This is a genomic window from Jutongia sp. SJQ-6, assembly GCF_054161275.1.
Map to the genome: position 1 here is coordinate 1,095,696 of NZ_CP195314.1, position 17,794 is coordinate 1,113,489.

Annotated in this window: 11 protein-coding genes; all 11 read right to left on the reverse strand. The window is 44.7% G+C overall.

What is annotated here, in order from left to right; translation table 11 throughout:
• The 11 genes from ACSAJE_RS05150 to ACSAJE_RS05200 all read right to left on the reverse strand — a co-directional run bounded on the left by ACSAJE_RS05150 (position 1) and on the right by ACSAJE_RS05200 (position 17,783).
• Positions 1 to 618 (reverse strand): class D sortase, encoded by a 618-nt coding sequence (locus ACSAJE_RS05150; protein WP_458009873.1) that lies wholly within the window; start codon positions 616 to 618, stop codon positions 1 to 3.
• Complete coding sequence (locus ACSAJE_RS05155; protein ID WP_458009874.1) at positions 615 to 7,436, reverse strand: helicase-related protein; 6,822 nt, start codon at positions 7,434 to 7,436, stop codon at positions 615 to 617. The genes ACSAJE_RS05150 and ACSAJE_RS05155 overlap by 4 nt, the downstream gene beginning before the upstream one ends.
• Before the next feature lie 32 nt (positions 7,437 to 7,468).
• On the reverse strand, positions 7,469 to 9,352 hold the full coding sequence (locus ACSAJE_RS05160) for a C40 family peptidase (protein ID WP_458009875.1): 1,884 nt from the start codon (positions 9,350 to 9,352) through the stop codon (positions 7,469 to 7,471).
• A 58-nt stretch (positions 9,353 to 9,410) separates the two neighbouring features.
• The gene (locus ACSAJE_RS05165; protein ID WP_458009876.1) at positions 9,411 to 11,975 is read right to left on the reverse strand and encodes a VirB4-like conjugal transfer ATPase, CD1110 family; all 2,565 of its coding nucleotides are present in this window, start codon (positions 11,973 to 11,975) and stop codon (positions 9,411 to 9,413) included.
• Between the two features lie 12 nt (positions 11,976 to 11,987).
• Complete coding sequence (locus tag ACSAJE_RS05170) at positions 11,988 to 12,464, reverse strand: PrgI family mobile element protein (protein WP_458009877.1); 477 nt, start codon at positions 12,462 to 12,464, stop codon at positions 11,988 to 11,990.
• Position 12,465: 1 nt separating this feature from the next.
• Entirely contained in the window at positions 12,466 to 12,867 is a 402-nt protein-coding gene (locus tag ACSAJE_RS05175) for a DUF4313 domain-containing protein (RefSeq protein ID WP_458009878.1), read from the reverse strand.
• Between the two features lie 15 nt (positions 12,868 to 12,882).
• The gene (locus ACSAJE_RS05180; protein WP_458009879.1) at positions 12,883 to 13,725 is read right to left on the reverse strand and encodes a hypothetical protein; all 843 of its coding nucleotides are present in this window, start codon (positions 13,723 to 13,725) and stop codon (positions 12,883 to 12,885) included.
• A gap of 21 nt (positions 13,726 to 13,746) precedes the next feature.
• Complete coding sequence (locus ACSAJE_RS05185) at positions 13,747 to 14,082, reverse strand: hypothetical protein (protein ID WP_458009880.1); 336 nt, start codon at positions 14,080 to 14,082, stop codon at positions 13,747 to 13,749.
• A gap of 196 nt (positions 14,083 to 14,278) precedes the next feature.
• Positions 14,279 to 16,405, reverse strand: coding sequence for a VirD4-like conjugal transfer protein, CD1115 family (locus ACSAJE_RS05190; RefSeq protein ID WP_458009881.1), 2,127 nt, complete (start codon positions 16,403 to 16,405; stop codon positions 14,279 to 14,281).
• A gap of 2 nt (positions 16,406 to 16,407) precedes the next feature.
• Positions 16,408 to 17,517, reverse strand: coding sequence for a PcfB family protein (locus tag ACSAJE_RS05195; RefSeq protein WP_458009882.1), 1,110 nt, complete (start codon positions 17,515 to 17,517; stop codon positions 16,408 to 16,410).
• Positions 17,505 to 17,783, reverse strand: a complete 279-nt coding sequence (locus tag ACSAJE_RS05200) for a hypothetical protein (protein ID WP_178020484.1) — start codon at positions 17,781 to 17,783, stop codon at positions 17,505 to 17,507. Before ACSAJE_RS05200 ends, ACSAJE_RS05195 begins: the two co-directional genes overlap by 13 nt.
• Between the last annotated feature and the right edge of the window lie 11 nt (positions 17,784 to 17,794).

Sequence of the window (17,794 nt, forward strand, 5' to 3'; positions counted from 1 at the left end):
TCACTGACTCCTTTCTTCTGTAATCGCCTGATCGTCTGTCTCCTTCACCGGCTCGCATTTCACGACGAAACGGTTGGTACCGTGGTTGGCACAGGTAAAAAGCGTCATGCTCTCTCCTGCGGTCGGCTCTGTCACCCTCTCATCGTAGGGATTTACGACTTTTGTCTCTGTTACCGTGTATTCATGCTTTTCCCTGCTCTTATTCGTAAGAAACACCTCCGCCCCGGCTTCAATGTTGCATAGATAAGTAAAATACACTCCCCGACGGCTGCCATTATGTCCGGCAAGAACACAGTTTCCTTTCCCACAAAGCTCTGTCGTATTTGTCATATGACCAATGCCCTCATTAAGCTGCACGCTGCCGGCTCCTTCAAATACCGGATATTTAATATCTAAGCTCGGTATTTCAATAATCCCGATAACACCCTCCTGTAATAAAAGGGAATCTTTCTTTTTATGATCTTTTTTGTTCTGCTTCTCTTCATTCTGTTCCTCCTCAAACGCTTTCATATAACGGTTACTTCTCTCCTGCTCTTTCATCCGCAAAAGAAAGGGGATTGCGACAATGGCAACCCCCAGTAAAATCAACACAATATCCTTTTTTATTCGTCTCTTCATCGGTAATCCTTCCTTTCTCCATACGGATAAGCATTCTCTGCCACCTGACTGATCTCCTGCCCGTTTTTTTCTGTGATCGATTTATTCTCCAGATCAAGCTGGGTATTGAGTTCAAACTGTCTGGCAGTCTTGCTTTTCAATTCTTCCTCGTAGGCAAACGGCTTTTCATATTCTGACTTTGCCTGTTCCATATCACGCTGATACTGCTCTAACTTCTTCTCCAAAAATTCAATATTTCCATCCATTCCATTAAAGCAATTTTCCAATTTGACCATACATCCCACCGGGGAGTTGGATAATTCCACCTTATAATCGGTTCGTCCATGCAGGATCAGGTAATTCACTCCGATAAAGTTTTTCTCCACCTGCACCTCAAAACCACGGTACTCTCCGATTCCGGTTGTCTCTCCAACCTTGCATTTACTGACTGCTGCCAACACCGCCGTGCCGCCATCCACACGCTCATGAAAGGTCATATTTCCCACTTTAATGGCAAACTCCTCATCCGCTGCAAGCACCTGTTCATCCCGTTTCTTAATATCTGCATGAACACAGTTCAGCTTTTCATTTGCCGCAGCGATCAGTTTCGGAAATTTGATCATAAACTGATCCTGCAGGCTGTAATGCTGACTGTCATAGGATGCCTTTAACATCTTGAGTCTCTGCACCTCATTATCCACTTCCATCTTTTCTTTGATCAATGGATTTCCGATTGCCACAGCCTTAATCTCTGCATATGACAATGTTGCTTCGTCGATATCCTCACAGCTTCTCGAAATGGACTTGCTGGTCATCACCTGTGAGATAAAACGCTGTTTGTTCTCCACAAGGCTCCAACTGTATGCATCAAAGGTTCCTTTTGTGACATAACGGTATACCGCCACTTCACTGTTTTCATTTCCCTGCCGCAAGCCTCTTCCTTCTCTCTGCTCGATAGAGGAAGGCTTCCATGGACAATCCACATGATGCATTGCCGTAAGATGTGTCTGCACATTGACACCGGTTCCGCATTTATCTGTGGAACCGATCAGAATCCGCTTTGTTCCAGACCGCATTTCACGAAAAAGGGCATCCCTTGCAGCGTCAGTCTTGGCATCATGAATAAATGCAATCTGATCCGCCGGGATACCCTGCTTTACAAGTTCTGTTTTCAGATAATTATACACATCAAAGGTATCTGCCTCTTCCCATGAAACGGTAAGCATCTCTTCCTTCCAACCGGATCTTGGTGTACCGATATCGGAAAAGATAAGCTGTGTGCCAATGATTCCCTCCTGCTCTGCTTTCCGGTATTCATACAGCACATTTTCCACAACCTTATTAAGCTTTCCATCAACATTGTTCGGTGCATCCGGCATCAACAGCCTTGCATCCGTACCGAGAAGTCTTGCCTCATGAGTGATCTTTAAGAAATTGTCCTCACTGGGATCAAACCCTCCGCTTCGGATACGCTCTGCCCTTGCAACAAATTCCTCCATAACCTGCTTCACATACCAGTCCGGCTCACTCTCCACGATGATATACTTACCACCACGAAGTGCCGGCACATCCAGATCCAACATGTCCCTTGTCTGAATATCTGCTACCTCTTTGAACAGGTTCATAAGCTCCGGCAGATTTGTAAACTTATTAAATCTCGTCTTAAAACGAAATCCGCTTCCCTCTACCGTAAGCTCTAATGCTGTGGTCTGTTCTCCAAAGTTTGCCGCCCAACTGTCAAAGTGGTAAATGCCGAGCTGCTCCAAGGTATCTTTCTGCAGGAAACTCTGCATGACATACATCTCGCACATCGTATTGCTGATCGGTGTTCCGGTTGCAAATACAATGCCCCTGCCACCATTGAACTCGTTGATGTATTCACACTTCAAAAACATATCCATGGCTCTCTGGCTGCCGGTCCCGGTAATCCCGGAAACATTCATCTTACTGAAGATGGCAAGATTCTTAAACGCATGTGCCTCATCGACCATAATAGAATCAATGCCAAGCTCCTCAAAGGTAATCAGATCATCTTTCCTCTCTTCCGAGGTCATCTTTTTGATCTGCTCCTCAAGCCGCTTTTTCTGTGATTCCATCTGTTTGATCGTCCACCGCTCACTGTTTTGTGACTTCATCTCATCAATCGCATGGGCAATCTCCTCAATCTGTTTCCGGATCATCGCCTCCTTGCGCTCCGGTGAAATAGGAATCTTTTCAAACTGCGAATGGCTCATAATGATACAGTCATAATCTCCTGTCGCAATCCTTGAGATAAACTGTTTCCGCCTGCTCTTTTCAAAGTCCCGCTCGGTTGCCACCAGAATGTTTGCTGACGGATAAAGCCTTAAAAACTCACTTGCCGTCTGCCCGATCAATGCCTTTGGCACAACCATCGCTGTCTTATTTGCAAGACCAAGCCGTTTCTGTTCCATACATGCTGCCATCATCTCAAAGCTCTTTCCTGCTCCAACACAGTGTGCTAACAGCGTGTTTCCTCCCATCAGCACTCTGGCGATCGCATTAACCTGATGTGGCTTCAAATGAATATCCGGATTCATCCCCGGAAATTCCAAATGACTGCCATCATATTCCCGAAGCCGGACATTATTAAATGTTTCATTATAATAATTCACATACTTATTACGCCGCTCCGGTTCTGCGAAGATCCATTCCTTAAAGGCTTCTTTCATCTGGTTCTGCTTCTCTCTTGCAAGCATCGTTTCCTTCTGATTGATCTCATAATGGTATCTGCCATCTCCATCCTCAATGCGGTCACGCACGGTTACGGTTCTGAGATTCAGCGTTGTCTCAAAGATCGTATAAGCATCCATACGGGAAGTACCATAGGTTTTACTGGCAGCCACCGAGGATTTGTCATATGACTTATTCTCAATAAACCACTCCATCGTATATTTATTCAGATGAATCTGTATGCCGGAACTATAGTAGGTACTCCGTACTGCCCGTGACCGGCGTGGTGTGTCAAGAAGTTCAAAAATAAACGCTTCATAATCTTCCGGCTCGATCCATGTTGTTCCGATACGCACATCAATCTCGGATGCATCCAGATCTTTCGGCTGTACCTGCTCTAAGGCAGTCACATTATCCGCAAACAGGTCCGGATGTTCCTTTGCCACAGCATTTGCAAGCCGCAGCTTATCCCGGACATTGCCGGACAGGTATTCGTCTGCTGTTTCCCATCCATGATCCGGATCGTGTTCGTTATACTCCATCGGATTTAAGAAGATCAGTCCATTCAGCTCCTCAATAAGTTTTGCTCTGGAGAGCTCTGCTGCCAGATCATCTGAAAAATGAATCTCCTCCGGTGTGGTGTTATTCTCTTTTGCCAGCTTCTCTTTTACTAAAGTCAGATCCGGCTGATAAATACTGAGCATAAATGCGATGTTTACACCGTTAAATTCATTCACGGATACATTCAGTGCTTCTACGGCTGTTTCCACATGATCCACTGCCTGCTTTGCCTTAATGGTCTGCCGGGTAAACATATCTGCCTTTGACACCACGCCGTCCTCATCCACCATTTCCAATGAACAAAGTAAAGGGTAATCACCATCGTCCCGAAAGGCTCTGGCATTACCCTTTGCTGTGATATAACCATATTTTTTTGTAAATTGGTCATATACGGTATTTAATTTCTCCTGTGCCTGTCTTAATGCCTGTTCACTGCACCCGGACAACTGAATGTCGATCAAATGTCTTGTAGCGGTACGTATGGCATCCATGCCCTTAATTCTTTCAAGCACCTTATCTCCCACCTCCTGTCTGACCATTCGTGAGTCCTTCCGGAAATAGAGAACACCATCAATGAATGTATAGGTAAAGTTCTTCACATCAGGATCTGCCGGAAGATATTCCTCCGGTTCTTCCCCCTCCTCTACCGTGCGTTCAAAATCAGTGATCTGAGCATGAATATTAGAAACCGCGTGGGAAAGTGCTTCCTGCAGGTTAAAATCCGGATTGTCGTTGACACAGGCTGTCAGATTACTGTTTTCTCCAAACCTTCCTGTATCCCGTATCATGTACCCCAGGATCATCTCAGGGTGCTCCACAAAATAGCTGTTGACCGGGATTTTATCCTCTGTCAGTCCAAGATGCACCCAGTCCGGCTCTGCCACAATCTTTCTCTCCCGTTTCTGAAAGAATAGAATATCACTGGTCACTTCCGTTCCGGCATCTGCCTTAAAAGCAGTATTGGGAAGTCGTATTGCTCCTATGAGTTCTGCCCTTTGTGCAAGATATTTACGCACCGTACAATTCTGCTTATCTAATGTTCCCTTTGTGGTAATTACCGCCACAATACCTCCCGGTCGCACATGATCAATCGACTTTGCGATAAAGTGATCGTGTACCTTAAACTCCATCGCATTGTGCTTGCGGTCATACAGCTTGAAATCTCCAAATGGCACATTTCCAATGACGACATCAAAGAAGTTATCCTCATAATCTACCGTCTCAAATCCTGCAATCCGAATATCCGCTTTTGGATACAGCAGCCTCGCAATACGACCACTGATATCATCCTTTTCCACACCGTATAGCTGACAGTTTCTTTCCATCTCTCTAGGCATACTGCCGAAAAAGTTACCAATACCCATGCTCGGCTCCAAAATATTTCCCTTGGTAAATCCAAACTGCGATAATGCCTGATACATTGCCTCTGCTATCTCCGGCGGTGTATAAAACGCATCCGTCACGGTTTCTCTTGCCGCCCGATACTCTGCATCCGTTAATAACTCCTTTAACTGTGCATACTCCTGTTTCCAGCTTTCGTTATCCGGATCAAATGCCTGCGGCAGTCCACCCCAGCCGACATACCGGGCTAAAATATCCTGTTCTTTTACCGTTGCCGGGCGGTGTTCACGCTCCACCTTTTTCAAGGTTTTGATCGACGTGATGTTCCAGTCAAATCGTGCCTTGGGACCGGCATGGGTTTCCGTAAAAGAATCCATGTGATAATTCTCTGCCCGATATTCTTCAGGATGCTCCGCCTCATAACGTTCATCCGCCCGCCTGCGGTCTTCCTCTAAGATTTCCTCAATCTCATCATCGGTAAGCTCATGTTCCTCCTCTTCAAGAATCTCCCGATACTCTGCATCAATGACTTCATCTTCTTCCTCGTAATCCGGTTCGATATCCTCCTTTATCACAGGCTGGTAATAGTCCCCGGTTAAGATCAGTGCACCGATCTCTGCCTCAATGGTTGTCCAGCTTACATAACCTTCCTTTTCGCCTTCCTCATCTCTCCACTGCAGCCGGAGTCCTTTCCCGTGAAAGGTATCATATCCATGCAGTCCGTAACCTTCCAGTGGCCAGCCGGCACCACCCTGCCCATATTCCTTCCGGATGGCTGACACTCTTTTCTTTTTATCCGTAATGTTCTGATAAAATCCGTAAATTCTCTCTTTTCCATTCTGAAAGCCACTGCCGCGAAGCAATGTCTGCACCACAAATTCATGAGGAATGGTTTTCTCCTTTTTGGGATTGAGGTAGGTATATTTTCCCGATGCTCTGGCAGCTTCTTCCTGTGCTCTCAGTTCATCCATAAATGTACTGGCAGCACGATCAGGAAGTCCGACTGCAGGTGTCCCCATAAAATCAAAAAGAGAAGCCTGATGGTAAGTGGCTTCTCTTTCTTCACTGCCAAATGAATCCAGTTCATTCAGCTCTCTATTCAGTTCTTGTTCGGTTTCTAGTGATATTTGTTCACGATCTGGTGAAGAACGATCTCCTCCGCCATCCGCTGTCCCTGCTCCCGGATCTCCCACATCTCCATGGTCGATGCCGGATCTTTCGGTTTGTGGCTTTTCAGATACTTCTCCATGATCTGCTCCAGAAGCTGGTTCGCTTCCTCCTCCACTTTCGACAATACTTCCGTCAGTCTCCCGAACCGGATCAGACTGCGGTAACGGCTGTAATAATTCTCCTTCAGATAATCCGCTGCCATGATTCCGAACTTCCCTAGTGTCCGTCCTGTGTCCGGTTCCGCTGTGATGTTCGGATACAGCATTCCGTCCTTCCCTTCGTGATAAGTCAGCTCGATCGTATCCATGCTGCATACTCCTTTCTCGCTTCATCTGCGATATACTGTGGTTCATGTTTCTAAGAACAGTACAGGAGACGTCACATACCAGAGTACCAAGTGCGTAAATATCATCTTCTCTTTTGATATTTACAATCTGACTCAAATCTTGTTCTTTGCTAGACAAGTCAAAACCACATCTTGTTCCTACGACATAGAGGATACTGTTATAGATCAGTTCCCGTGCCGCAAGCTCCGGCGTTTCTTTCTCTTCGCCAATTATCACACGCCCTGTAAGCGTTTTGACCTCAGAAAAACGTTCTCTGAAATCTTCTTTTATTATGCCTTCTATTTGCGATTTTGTAAAGTCTTTCAGAACAAACATTCGGTCTTTTTTTAGATTCCCCTCCTGCTTTTCTACTGCTCCTATCTCCTCCAGATAACTGACAAACTGCTCCAGATTATCTCCTGCAAGGCTCCATGTCAGCTCTCTTTTTCTTCCTCCGGTATCACTGATGTCAAAGACATGCCGGATATAGGACTTACTAAGTGCCCTGGATGGATACACCACAATTCCTTTGCTGCCCCGTTTCACATAACGGTCTACCTTTTTCCACGAATCATAGTCTGCCACCAATGTTGCAGACGGCTTCTGGGCATATACCATTAAGACATTATCAAACTCATAACGGTAGATCTGCCCTGCCAGCCTGCATACATCTTTCCATGCTTCTTCTGTCTTTGTAACCTTATCAATGACATCGGCGTAAATAATTCTTGCTTTATAATCTACGCTCATATATCTTTTTGCTCCTTTCCATCTGCCAACCACTAATACGGTCTGGCATAAAATACCACATGGTTTGTCCGAAGGGGATCTAACACCACACCCCGGTTTTCATTCGCTGCATGTACCATCTTTCCATCCCCAACATAGATTGCTACATGAGAGATATTCCGAAATTCTCCGTTTTCTTTATACGAATAAAAGATCAGATCTCCCGGTTTCAGATCCTTTTTGTTGATGATCATGGCATTCTGATAGCAGTATTCTCCCTGTGTGGAAGCAGTTGCCGGAAGATTGATACCAACCTCTTTATAAAGCCTCTGCACCAGTGAACTGCAGTCATAATACCCTTCCTCATATCGTCTTTCCTGACTGTAATGGCACCCGATCTTTGTCATGGCAAGTTCTGCCACAGCTCCACCGCCTGCCACATCATAATAAGATTCCCACAGATCCGAATCCATCATTTCTTTTAATAGCTTCACCTGGTCATCACTTAACTTATCAAGAGCGATATAGTCCTCATACGTCAGGTTGTGCACCAAGGTTCCGGACATGGAAACCTCAACCGTATTTTCATCACCATCTGCAAGATATGCCTTTACTTTCCGTTTTCCCCATGCCTGCGCCTCGGCATGGGTATCAAAATAAATATCAAAGTCTGTTCCATATCTTGCAAAGTTTCCGGTATCCTCTACCTTATAGGTATGACCATTCATTACAATCTTTGTTCCCATCGGCACTTTCGGGCTGTGGGCATCCACGGCAAGCGTGTGATTTCCTTTTGGAACCGTTCCGGATGCCGTATGACCTCCCGTCCACTGACCGCAGCAGATGGAACAACTGCAGTATCCGGTTGTCACTACTTCTCCCAAAGATGCCCCTGCCGGAATCTGTGCCGTGCTGCTGGAGGAATCATAATAATTCATCTCATCAAACACCTTTTTCAGATTCTTCTTCCCCTCTTCATCCATCACAAATCCAGCCTGCCCGGTCCCGTACTTCACCATATACACCATAAGCGTATCATTGAAGTTAGACACCGGAGCACCATCCTCCGTGTTTTGATAGGTAATGACATAATCATCCTTTTCCAATTTCATGATCTGATCATTAAATTCCTTGTAATATTCACAAAGCACGGTGCGCGGACTGTCATATCCCGTATCCGGCTGCGGAAAAAAGATGGATAACGGTGAATTATAAATTACTGCGATCACCGCAACCACGATCACACCGATAATCCCAACCACCGCAAAAAGACCTAACAAAACAGGAGCTAATGCTGTCATAATCATCTGCACAGCCATCATCACAGCAGCCTTTGCTGTTTTTGTTGTGCCTTCTATCAATCCGTCCTGAGAAAACTCTTTCTCTGTTGAAAATTTATCCAGAAACGAATTCAACATCTGACTTTTCACAAAAGAGTGGACACCGGAACCGCCCTGCCTGCTTTTCTTCTGTCCCTTCCTGCCTGTCTCTTTCTTACCAGCCGCCTTTCTTCGCATTTTATTGGAAACCTGAGCATGTTCCGTGTCAGAATATACTCTTCTGCTTCTCTTTTTCTGACTGCTTTTATCCCGCTGCTTCTTTCTCCGGTAAAGCTGTTTCCCCTTTTCGGCTGCCGACTGCACCGGATAGACTGCCGTCTGGATCATTTCCACACTATCCCGGATCTCCTCCCCTCCATCCATCTGCTCCGATGCCTTTTTCACACTGACAGATGCCATCGTATAGAGTTTTCGGTTACGAACCTTTACAGAAGAATCTGGTTTTTCTTTTTTATCCGCTCTGCCTTTTCCTCGCACCTGAATATAGGATTTTGGTTTATCATTGCCTGTCAGTTTCTTTTTCTTCTGTATATGAAGCGTCGGTTTCTTCCGGGTATGAAGAACCATCGGCTTTTCCTCAACTTTTCTAATCTTCATTCGTTCTTCACCACCTTAAAACAAGAACCGGAGAATTGCTCCTCCGGCTCTCTTTTCCTTATTCATAAATCAGCCAGCAGTTATCCTGCTCTTTCTTTTCCTTACTTCGTACAGGCTCATAGATCTTGACATCCGTTTCCGGTGCTTCATCTAAATCAGAATCTCCATTCCATTCATCCGAAGTAAAGACGGAATCCTGTGTTCCATCGTCAGCTTCCGAAAAATCCTCTGTCATCTCATCCGAATGATACCCGTGAAAGATACTATCTTCACCGACCATTCCCATTGCAATCTTCTCATGAATATTTGTGTTATACAGTTTGTAAAGATCGCTGTCCTTACTGATCTGATTGTCAAAAGGAATGACCACACTGCCACATTTCAACAATCCGGTTCCGCTTGGAGAATTATGCACATACTGAAGCTGCGCATCCGATACTCCAATTACTTCTGCTAACTTGGCACTGTCCACATTTGCCTGTTTTAACAATGCTACAAACTCGCTGTTGGAAAGCAGTGTCATTGCAATATAGTTCTGCAGCAGATCAACCACATTCTGAGTGATACCGGTACAAAGACCTCCCTGCTTTCTCACTTTTTTCCACAACTGCTGTAAATAGGTCGCACTATAATCACTGTTTAAGAGCACATGACACTCATCAATATAAAGCCATGTCGCACGACCACGCTTTCCATTATCAATGATCCTCTGCTGGATCGCTTCCATCATCACAAGCATTGCCACCGGAGCAAGCTGGCTTCCCAGATCCTGAATGCCATATACTGTAAAACGGTTGTCCACATCTACATTGGTCTGGTGGTTAAAGATATTAAGGGAACCTTCTACAAAAAGTTCCAAAGATAACGCCAGCTCTTGTGCCTCCATCTCTTTCTGTGACTTTAAAATATGATAAAAGTCCGTCATAACAGGGACTTTTTTTACTTTCCACGCCCGCATATACAATTCACGAATACAGCGGTCAATGATACTGTGGTGTTTCTGGTTCAATGCGTTGCCAAGAAGCTGGTCACAAAGACTTAGCATAAATTCTGACTTATCTGCGATCACATCACGAATACCCCTCTCATTCATATGAGCAAGATTGGCAGCTAACGGATTCACATAGTTCTTCGTGTAAGCAGATAAATTCACAATCGCCCCGCCAAAGGTATCCGCAATGTCAAAATACTCATTCATCGGATCAATAACGATCACATCATCCTGCGTATTTAAGAACACATTTCCCATTTCCTGCTTTGCAAAGAATGATTTACCGGAACCCGGTACACCAAAGATAAAACCATTACCGTTGATCAGACCTTTGCGGTTTCCCACATTGATGTTCTTACTGATCTGGTTAATGCCGTAGTAATTTCCACCGACGGCATTTAATTCCTGCACATTAAAAGGCATTAAAACAGCCACCGACTGTGTCAGCATGGTACGCATGGTTTCCACCTGTCGTACCCCGATTGGAAGTGCCGTATTTAATGCCTCTCTCTGTTTCAGATAGTGTGTATCAATGGTTACGGAGTTTCGTTTCCCGATGGTTTCCACCGTCTCCGTCACACTCTCCAGTTCCGCCTTACTCTCTGCCACAATGATCAATGTCACTGCCACATAGAAAAGACACTGGTCGTTTTCGCGGACATCATCCATGATCTCCTCAATCTCTTTTTTCTCGGTACGCTTCGCATATGAGATTTCCGTAGAAAAATCATTGTTTTTGTTTCTCACACGCTGCTGCTTAATAATGTCAGATTCGATACCAAGATACTTTTTCTGCAGGGTTTTCGTGGTGAGATCCTTCGGAATCGGAACCACATCAATACTGGTAATGGAATGAACCGGAAGAGATGTGATCTCATTTAAGAAGCGGTCCGACAGACTGCTCGGATACTTTTTAATGAACATTGCCCGGATGTACTTTCCCTCATCCTCGATATGATCCGGGAAGTATTTCAGCATCCCGTTACAAAGATCATTGCGGAAATCCGCTCCTACTTTTCTGGCGTGTTTCAGATCAAAAGAAAATCCTTCCTCCTCACCAAGATGATAGAAATCGTGAAGCACTTTGATACGCTCATTGCCGCTTAATGCCACAATGTCTGTGCCAAGCTCTCCAAACGCCTTATGGATCGTTGCCTCCAGAGTGGCAAACTGCGCCTTTGCTTCCTCAAAGTTCTTTCGCTCGATCGTCAGCGTCAGATAGCGCTCCTGCTCGATTCCCTGTCTGCCCTCTCGGATCTTATCCTCAATGATCTCATTGTAGATCCTGCGGAATTTGTCAAACTCGTCATACTGATACTGTAATAAAATCTCTTCTCGAAGATTCTGCATGTCTTTGTTCTTGTTGTTCACGGTGATCTTAAAGTTACAATCCAGTGAATTTAAGAACTTGCAGTATCGCTCAAAAATGTCAATCTGCTCCTCCTCATTCGTTGTGGTATAGTTAATGTCCCGGAAGCGGTAACATTTGCTGAAATGATTCCTGCTCACTTCAAAAATTCCATTCTCTGCCACCTTCATAATCTCTATTGTTTCCTGAATGGATTTAGGAGTCTTATATAATGGCACACTCGCCTTTTTTAACTCCTTAAATCCGTCTGCAAATAATCCCATCTACTTCTCCTCCTATCTCAAATATTTGTACCAATAAGCAGCCACACCGACTGCGGCGATAAACACTGCCATCAGTATCATCATCAAAATCATCTTTTTCTGTGCTTTCTTAAAATCATCCTTGTTATCCGTGCTGCCGGCTTTCTTCTGCTTTCCCTTCTCCGCCAGATCCGACGAAATATCTGACATTTGTCCTTCCGTGGACATGTAGGTCAGCGTCCGGTTGCCAAAAGCAAAGTGCAGCTTTAACTTCATCATTTCCACAAAAGTCATGCCGTTGTAGGAATAAAATCCGGTCAATGCAATCGGTGCAACCACCGGAATTGCAATGTAAGCACTGGTTGTCAGCCCCACATACGGATAAGTAAGAAGCACGATCCCACCTCCTACGATCAGGGAAATAATAGAAAAAATCAGTTGTCTGGCGGTAAGACCAAGAACAACTGATTCCTTGTAATTATCAATATTCTTATTTACTTCAATAACCATGCTAACGCCCTCCTCTGTCCTGTTCTCTTTCTTCTGTTTTCCCTGCTTCCAGACCATTGATCTGTTCGTAGCAACGCATTCCATCCGGATCAATTTCTCTGAGCCTGTCCGGATCAAAGGTATAAAGCGGATATTCATGATAACCACTGACTGCCGTGAATCCGGAGAACTCTCCAAGCTCATTGTCATTTATAAACTCCTCAGCCTTTGACAGGTTGTTGGTATCCACATACGCACAATATTCCGGGCAGGGTGCGTCAATGTTTACCGTCAGATTGGCAAACATATCCGGTCCTTCATTCAGTCCAATATACAGCCGGTTATTGTTCATATACCCCCTCACTGTTGCTGTCAAAGAAACCTCTCCTGTAAAATCGCTGTTATATTTCATAATCTCTGGCATATTTCTCATCCTTTCCTATAATCCCAGTGCCTTACTGGTTAAACTCTGTGCTCCTTTCACACTCCCCACGGTAAGTGCCACCGTAAAAGTCATTTCACACAGATAAATCAATGTTTTCGTCCAGTCTGCATAATCTCCGGCAAAACTCGGCAGCCCCGCATTGATAAATGCATTGCATACCACGATCGCCAATGCCATCGTCACTGCCTCAAAACATACCGACAGAAAATACTTGCAGTATGTCGCACAGGTATGTGCCACCACCCGGTTTCCGCTCATCGTTGAAAATGCGATAGAGCCAAGAGGCACGATCACAAGCAGCTTTAAGAAGCGGAAATATACCGTGTAGATCAAAAAGAAGCCGCAGATGATCACAATGATGGATAACAGTGATGCTAAGATCAGCATGATCAGACTTTCTCCAAAACCAAGGTTCTTGATCACATCCGCCTGCTCTGTGGCAACCTTCAGCTCTATTCTGTCCCCCTCGGCAATGAGTCCTACCAATGCTCCCACCGACTGGAAAAACGCTTTCATGATCGTGACATTATTGGCTACCAGATATTCCGCAAGTCCAAGCCGGATCAAAATACGAAGGATCACTTCAAACCGCATCTCCTCCCGTATGTCGATGCTCTCCGAACAAAAGCCGATTACAAAGAACAGCACCACCAAAGAGGAGCCTACTGCCACAAAGACCGGCTCCAGTCCTTCAATGACATCCCACGGTTTCCCGTCCTTAAAGGCAGTAGGTGACTGACCAAGAAGTGCAAATACGAGGGATACCTGATTATTCCAGAATGCGAAGATCACATTCAGAAGATCTAAGATCTTATCCCCCAGCTTAAAAATGTCCATGTCATTTCACCTCTCTCTTTCTTAGAATCCAAGAAATGTCAGCACGGACGAAATGCCCGCCATCATAACTCCTGCTACGATTCCTTTGAGTGCAGAATTCATCGTAGAAGAATCCTGCTGTTGATATGCCTGTGCAAACTCCATCACATTCTTCGCCAGAATAATGACACCTACAGCACCAATTACAGCAATGATCAGAGTCTTTAAGTTATCTAAAGGCTTTGTCACGACTGCAGTACCGCCTCCGTCTCCTCCGGCGGCATAAACTTTCGTAGATACACTTGCCATCGTCATTATGGTTGCTGCCATTGCCGGCAGAAGCACTCTCTTTCCAAATCGTTTCATCTTATTTCTCATAGTCGAAAATCTCCTTTCCAAATAAAAACGGAGACAAAAAATGGATAGAGTTCATCTATCCGGCTTGTCTCCACCGGATGGATCAACTCCATCCACTTATCTTTCTTATATCTGATCGGGGATACCCCGTTATTACATAAAATCAGGCTTTCCCTGATGCGTCTGCATATCCATCACTCCTTTCCTCTCTAACACATCACTGTGCACTTTCGTACTGTCTGCGGATCTCCATCATCCTTGTGACCGGTGTATCCGGATAGAAATACGAAAGAATGATATCCTTTGGCACACGCACATCCATTGCCCTCTGTAACTCCGCTTTCTGTTCCTTCGTAAAGGACATATGCATCAGACGGTATGGAATGTTATTAGATGCTTCTTCCTTTTCATCCTGTGCATACATAAGCTCCTTCGCCTGTTCCTCATGAAATTCCTCTACAGTCTGTGCTTCATCCATATCCATAAACCGTTTCTTTAGATCCACCTGCCCAAGCAGTAAGAATTCCTCATAGGACAGCTTATCAATATATACCTGTTCCCCTTTTTTCTGCAGCTCCTCATAATAGGATAATGCCTTATCGTTTAAGATGGTAAATGCCGGTTCTGTAACAGAATCTTCCGACACGCTATTTCTTACATGCACATACGGCTCTCCCTCACCATCTGCACTCTGAGCAAACATCGGATGTCCGAACGGGCTAAACTTATCATCAAGGATCGGATCAAATCCACGGATAAAGATCAGACACTTTTTATTGTCCATCTTGCGTACTTCATCCGGCATCATAATCTCTCTTCCAAGGACATCGTAATTTCTGGAAGAGCTGCCTTGCCGTCCTCTCGTTTCGCCACTGGATTTCTTATCAATCGTAGACTTTCCGAGCAGCTTTGAGATGTATTCATGGGTACTCTGTTCATTTCCTCCTAAATACACCAGCGTATCACAGTTACCGGGAATCGTTTCCCAAGTGTCCTTAAACAACGCTTTTAGCTGTGCTAAGTTCTGAATGATGATCACAGAAGAAATCTCTCTGGACCGCATCGTAGAAAGCAGGGAACAATAATCATCCGGCAGGGCAACATTTGCAAATTCATCCAGCATAAATGTGACATGGATCGGAAGTCTGCCTCCACAGTTAAAGTCCGCCTGAAAATACAGCTCCTGAAAGATCTGTGTATATAGCATACCGATAATGAAATTATAGGTTTTATCCGAATCCGGGATCACACAAAACAATGCTGTTTTCGTTTCCGCATCTCCATTTACTCCTACACCAAGCTCTGCCAGATTAAGCTCATCCTTTGATAACAGGCGAAGAACCTGCTTATTCTCCAATGTTGCCAGTCTGGAATTGGCACTGATAATAATAGAACGAACCGTATCTCCGGCACCACGCATACACTTGTTATACTGCTTAACCGCCGGATGATTTAAGCCAAGCGGACTGCTTTCCTCCAGAAATTTCATCCGGACATCAAGTGGCGATGGCTTCCCTTTTTCGGTCACTTCCGCTTCTCCCATCAGCTTTAATACAGTAGCAAAGTTTCTTTTTTCCGGCTTTTCCTCCAGCCAGACATAATAAAAGAGAGCTTGTAAAAATAAGCCCTCTGCCTTTTCCCAGAAAGGATCGCTCGGAGTCGATCCCTTTGGTGTCGTATTACTCATAATATTTGTGATCAGCTTGACCACATCCGTTTCTTCTCTTATATAAGAGAATGGATTGTAACAATCCGACTTGTCCATCTCCAACAGGTTGATCACTTTTACATTGTAACCATTCGCTTTTAACATCGCTCCGGTACTGCGAAGGATCTCTCCTTTTGGATCGGTAATAATAAAAGAACTGTTCATCTGCATCAGATTCGGTTTTACCTCATAGAAAGTTTTTCCGGCTCCGGAACCACCGATGATCAGCATATTGTTATTTAACTTCGTTTGTCTGGTATTCAGACTCATACGCACATTCTGACTTAGGATACGGTTATTTGTCTCATCTTTATCCGCTAATACCTTATTAATCTGTTTCACATTTGCCAGTTTGGAAGTACCAAATTCCTTTCCGGGCATATAATTTCGCTGGCTGGTATAATACATAACCACACCAATCGCATAGGCAGCCAGTGCATAGCCTATCATGCGGAATGTGTACTCATTAAAATAATCCTTTAAGGGATAGGCACATACCATCTCGAACCGTTCCAGGAAAGCATTAAACTCAATGCCCTCCCTCCATGCTCCTGCCACAAGATGACCTAGATAGGAGGCAAGCACAGCTCCAAGCACGATCAGCAAAATATTCGGTTTCTTCTTTGTTGTCTGCATGACTATCTCCTCCTTACTTCGCTGTGGGTACGGATCACATTCTTATCCGGTGACTGTTTCACTTTCTGATATCTTTCTCTGACCGTCCGCTCCACCCGGTCATAATGCTTGGCATACAGATCTTCTCCCTTCATGGTATAAAGGACACGGTTATCCTCGGAATAGATCTTATAATCCTTTTCCTTATCCAGATAAGTAAGAAGCGTCTTTCCATTGTGAATTTCCATAATGTCCTCTTTTCTGATCCAGATATAACCCACATTGCTACCATACATCCCCGGTACTCTGGTTTTCACCGCATGGTCATTCTCCGCAGCGATCAACTGCTTCGTGATCGTAATGTCCGTCAGTGCCGTATTCTTTGCTGCAGCAATCTGACGCATCCGGTTTGATAATTCCTGGTATCTGTTGATCCGCTTTTCAAAAGACTCCTGATCCATCACCACCGGATAATTTCCCTGCCCATCCGGTTCCGACACAACACCAATCGTCTTTAACTTATGGAGTACATCTTCAGCCTGCTTGGATTCCATCTGAAAATCATTCTGAATATCCTCCACACAGATCGCCTTTTTCTCCATAGCATAGTGACCAACCTTTTCGATCAGCCCGTCAAGAATTGGTTCGGTTACATCCGTGTGGAGACTCTTTTTTCCCTTTTTTTCTTTCTCCAGAAAATCAAGAAGCTGATTCAACTGCTCCTCGTTGCCATTCTTCAGATATTCGTCCATATCAAACATACGACCGTTCTTTAACTTCTGGCAGATCATACGAAGTCTCGGTGCCGCTTCACTGTGAAAAAGCACCTCTGTGATCCCATCCTTTCGATCTGCATCCGGCATCACAGAATATAAAATGCCGTATTTCTTTGCCAGCTTCTGAAACTTTTTTAAGTCCTCATCCGCAAAGGTAAGTACCTGTATGTCTCCACCTTTTTCCAGCAATCCCTTCAGATTGGTCTTACCCATCGTCTTTTCATGTTCCAAAAGACCGATCAGAAGATTCACGGCTTTCTGCATCATCTCAATGGAGCCGCTTCCCACTTTCATGGCAATCTCAATCGTATCGTAGCCGACACGGATAATCTGTACTGCATCACTTATCTCCGACATCCACGCTCCTCCTCTCTCACTTCATAGGCATGGTTTTCAGCCACTGCCATTTCTTCCTGCCTTCTTGTTTCGGCTGTTTCACGAAGTTTCTCACGAATTGCCTGTTCATCCATCTTTGATAACTCCGATGTACTGACCGTGATTCCCTTCTTAGCAAGAAGTTCTGTGATCCTCTGCAATGCTTTCTTTTCTACGTCTCGGTAGATAATGATCGCATTCAAAAGATTTTCCAACTTTTCCTCAATTACCTGTTCTTCTCTCGACATCAATTACCGCC

Coding starts and splice junctions, on each gene's coding strand:
- ACSAJE_RS05185 (WP_458009880.1), bottom strand. CDS start 14,082: ATGAGAAATAAGATGAAACGATTTGGAAAGAGAGTGCTTCTGCCGGCA.
- ACSAJE_RS05160 (WP_458009875.1), bottom strand. CDS start 9,352: ATGAAGATTAGAAAAGTTGAGGAAAAGCCGATGGTTCTTCATACCCGG.
- ACSAJE_RS05200 (WP_178020484.1), bottom strand. CDS start 17,783: ATGTCGAGAGAAGAACAGGTAATTGAGGAAAAGTTGGAAAATCTTTTG.
- ACSAJE_RS05190 (WP_458009881.1), bottom strand. CDS start 16,405: ATGCAGACAACAAAGAAGAAACCGAATATTTTGCTGATCGTGCTTGGA.
- ACSAJE_RS05170 (WP_458009877.1), bottom strand. CDS start 12,464: ATGGTTATTGAAGTAAATAAGAATATTGATAATTACAAGGAATCAGTT.
- ACSAJE_RS05195 (WP_458009882.1), bottom strand. CDS start 17,517: ATGTCGGAGATAAGTGATGCAGTACAGATTATCCGTGTCGGCTACGAT.
- ACSAJE_RS05165 (WP_458009876.1), bottom strand. CDS start 11,975: ATGGGATTATTTGCAGACGGATTTAAGGAGTTAAAAAAGGCGAGTGTG.
- ACSAJE_RS05155 (WP_458009874.1), bottom strand. CDS start 7,436: ATGAGCGTAGATTATAAAGCAAGAATTATTTACGCCGATGTCATTGAT.
- ACSAJE_RS05150 (WP_458009873.1), bottom strand. CDS start 618: ATGAAGAGACGAATAAAAAAGGATATTGTGTTGATTTTACTGGGGGTT.
- ACSAJE_RS05180 (WP_458009879.1), bottom strand. CDS start 13,725: ATGGACATTTTTAAGCTGGGGGATAAGATCTTAGATCTTCTGAATGTG.
- ACSAJE_RS05175 (WP_458009878.1), bottom strand. CDS start 12,867: ATGCCAGAGATTATGAAATATAACAGCGATTTTACAGGAGAGGTTTCT.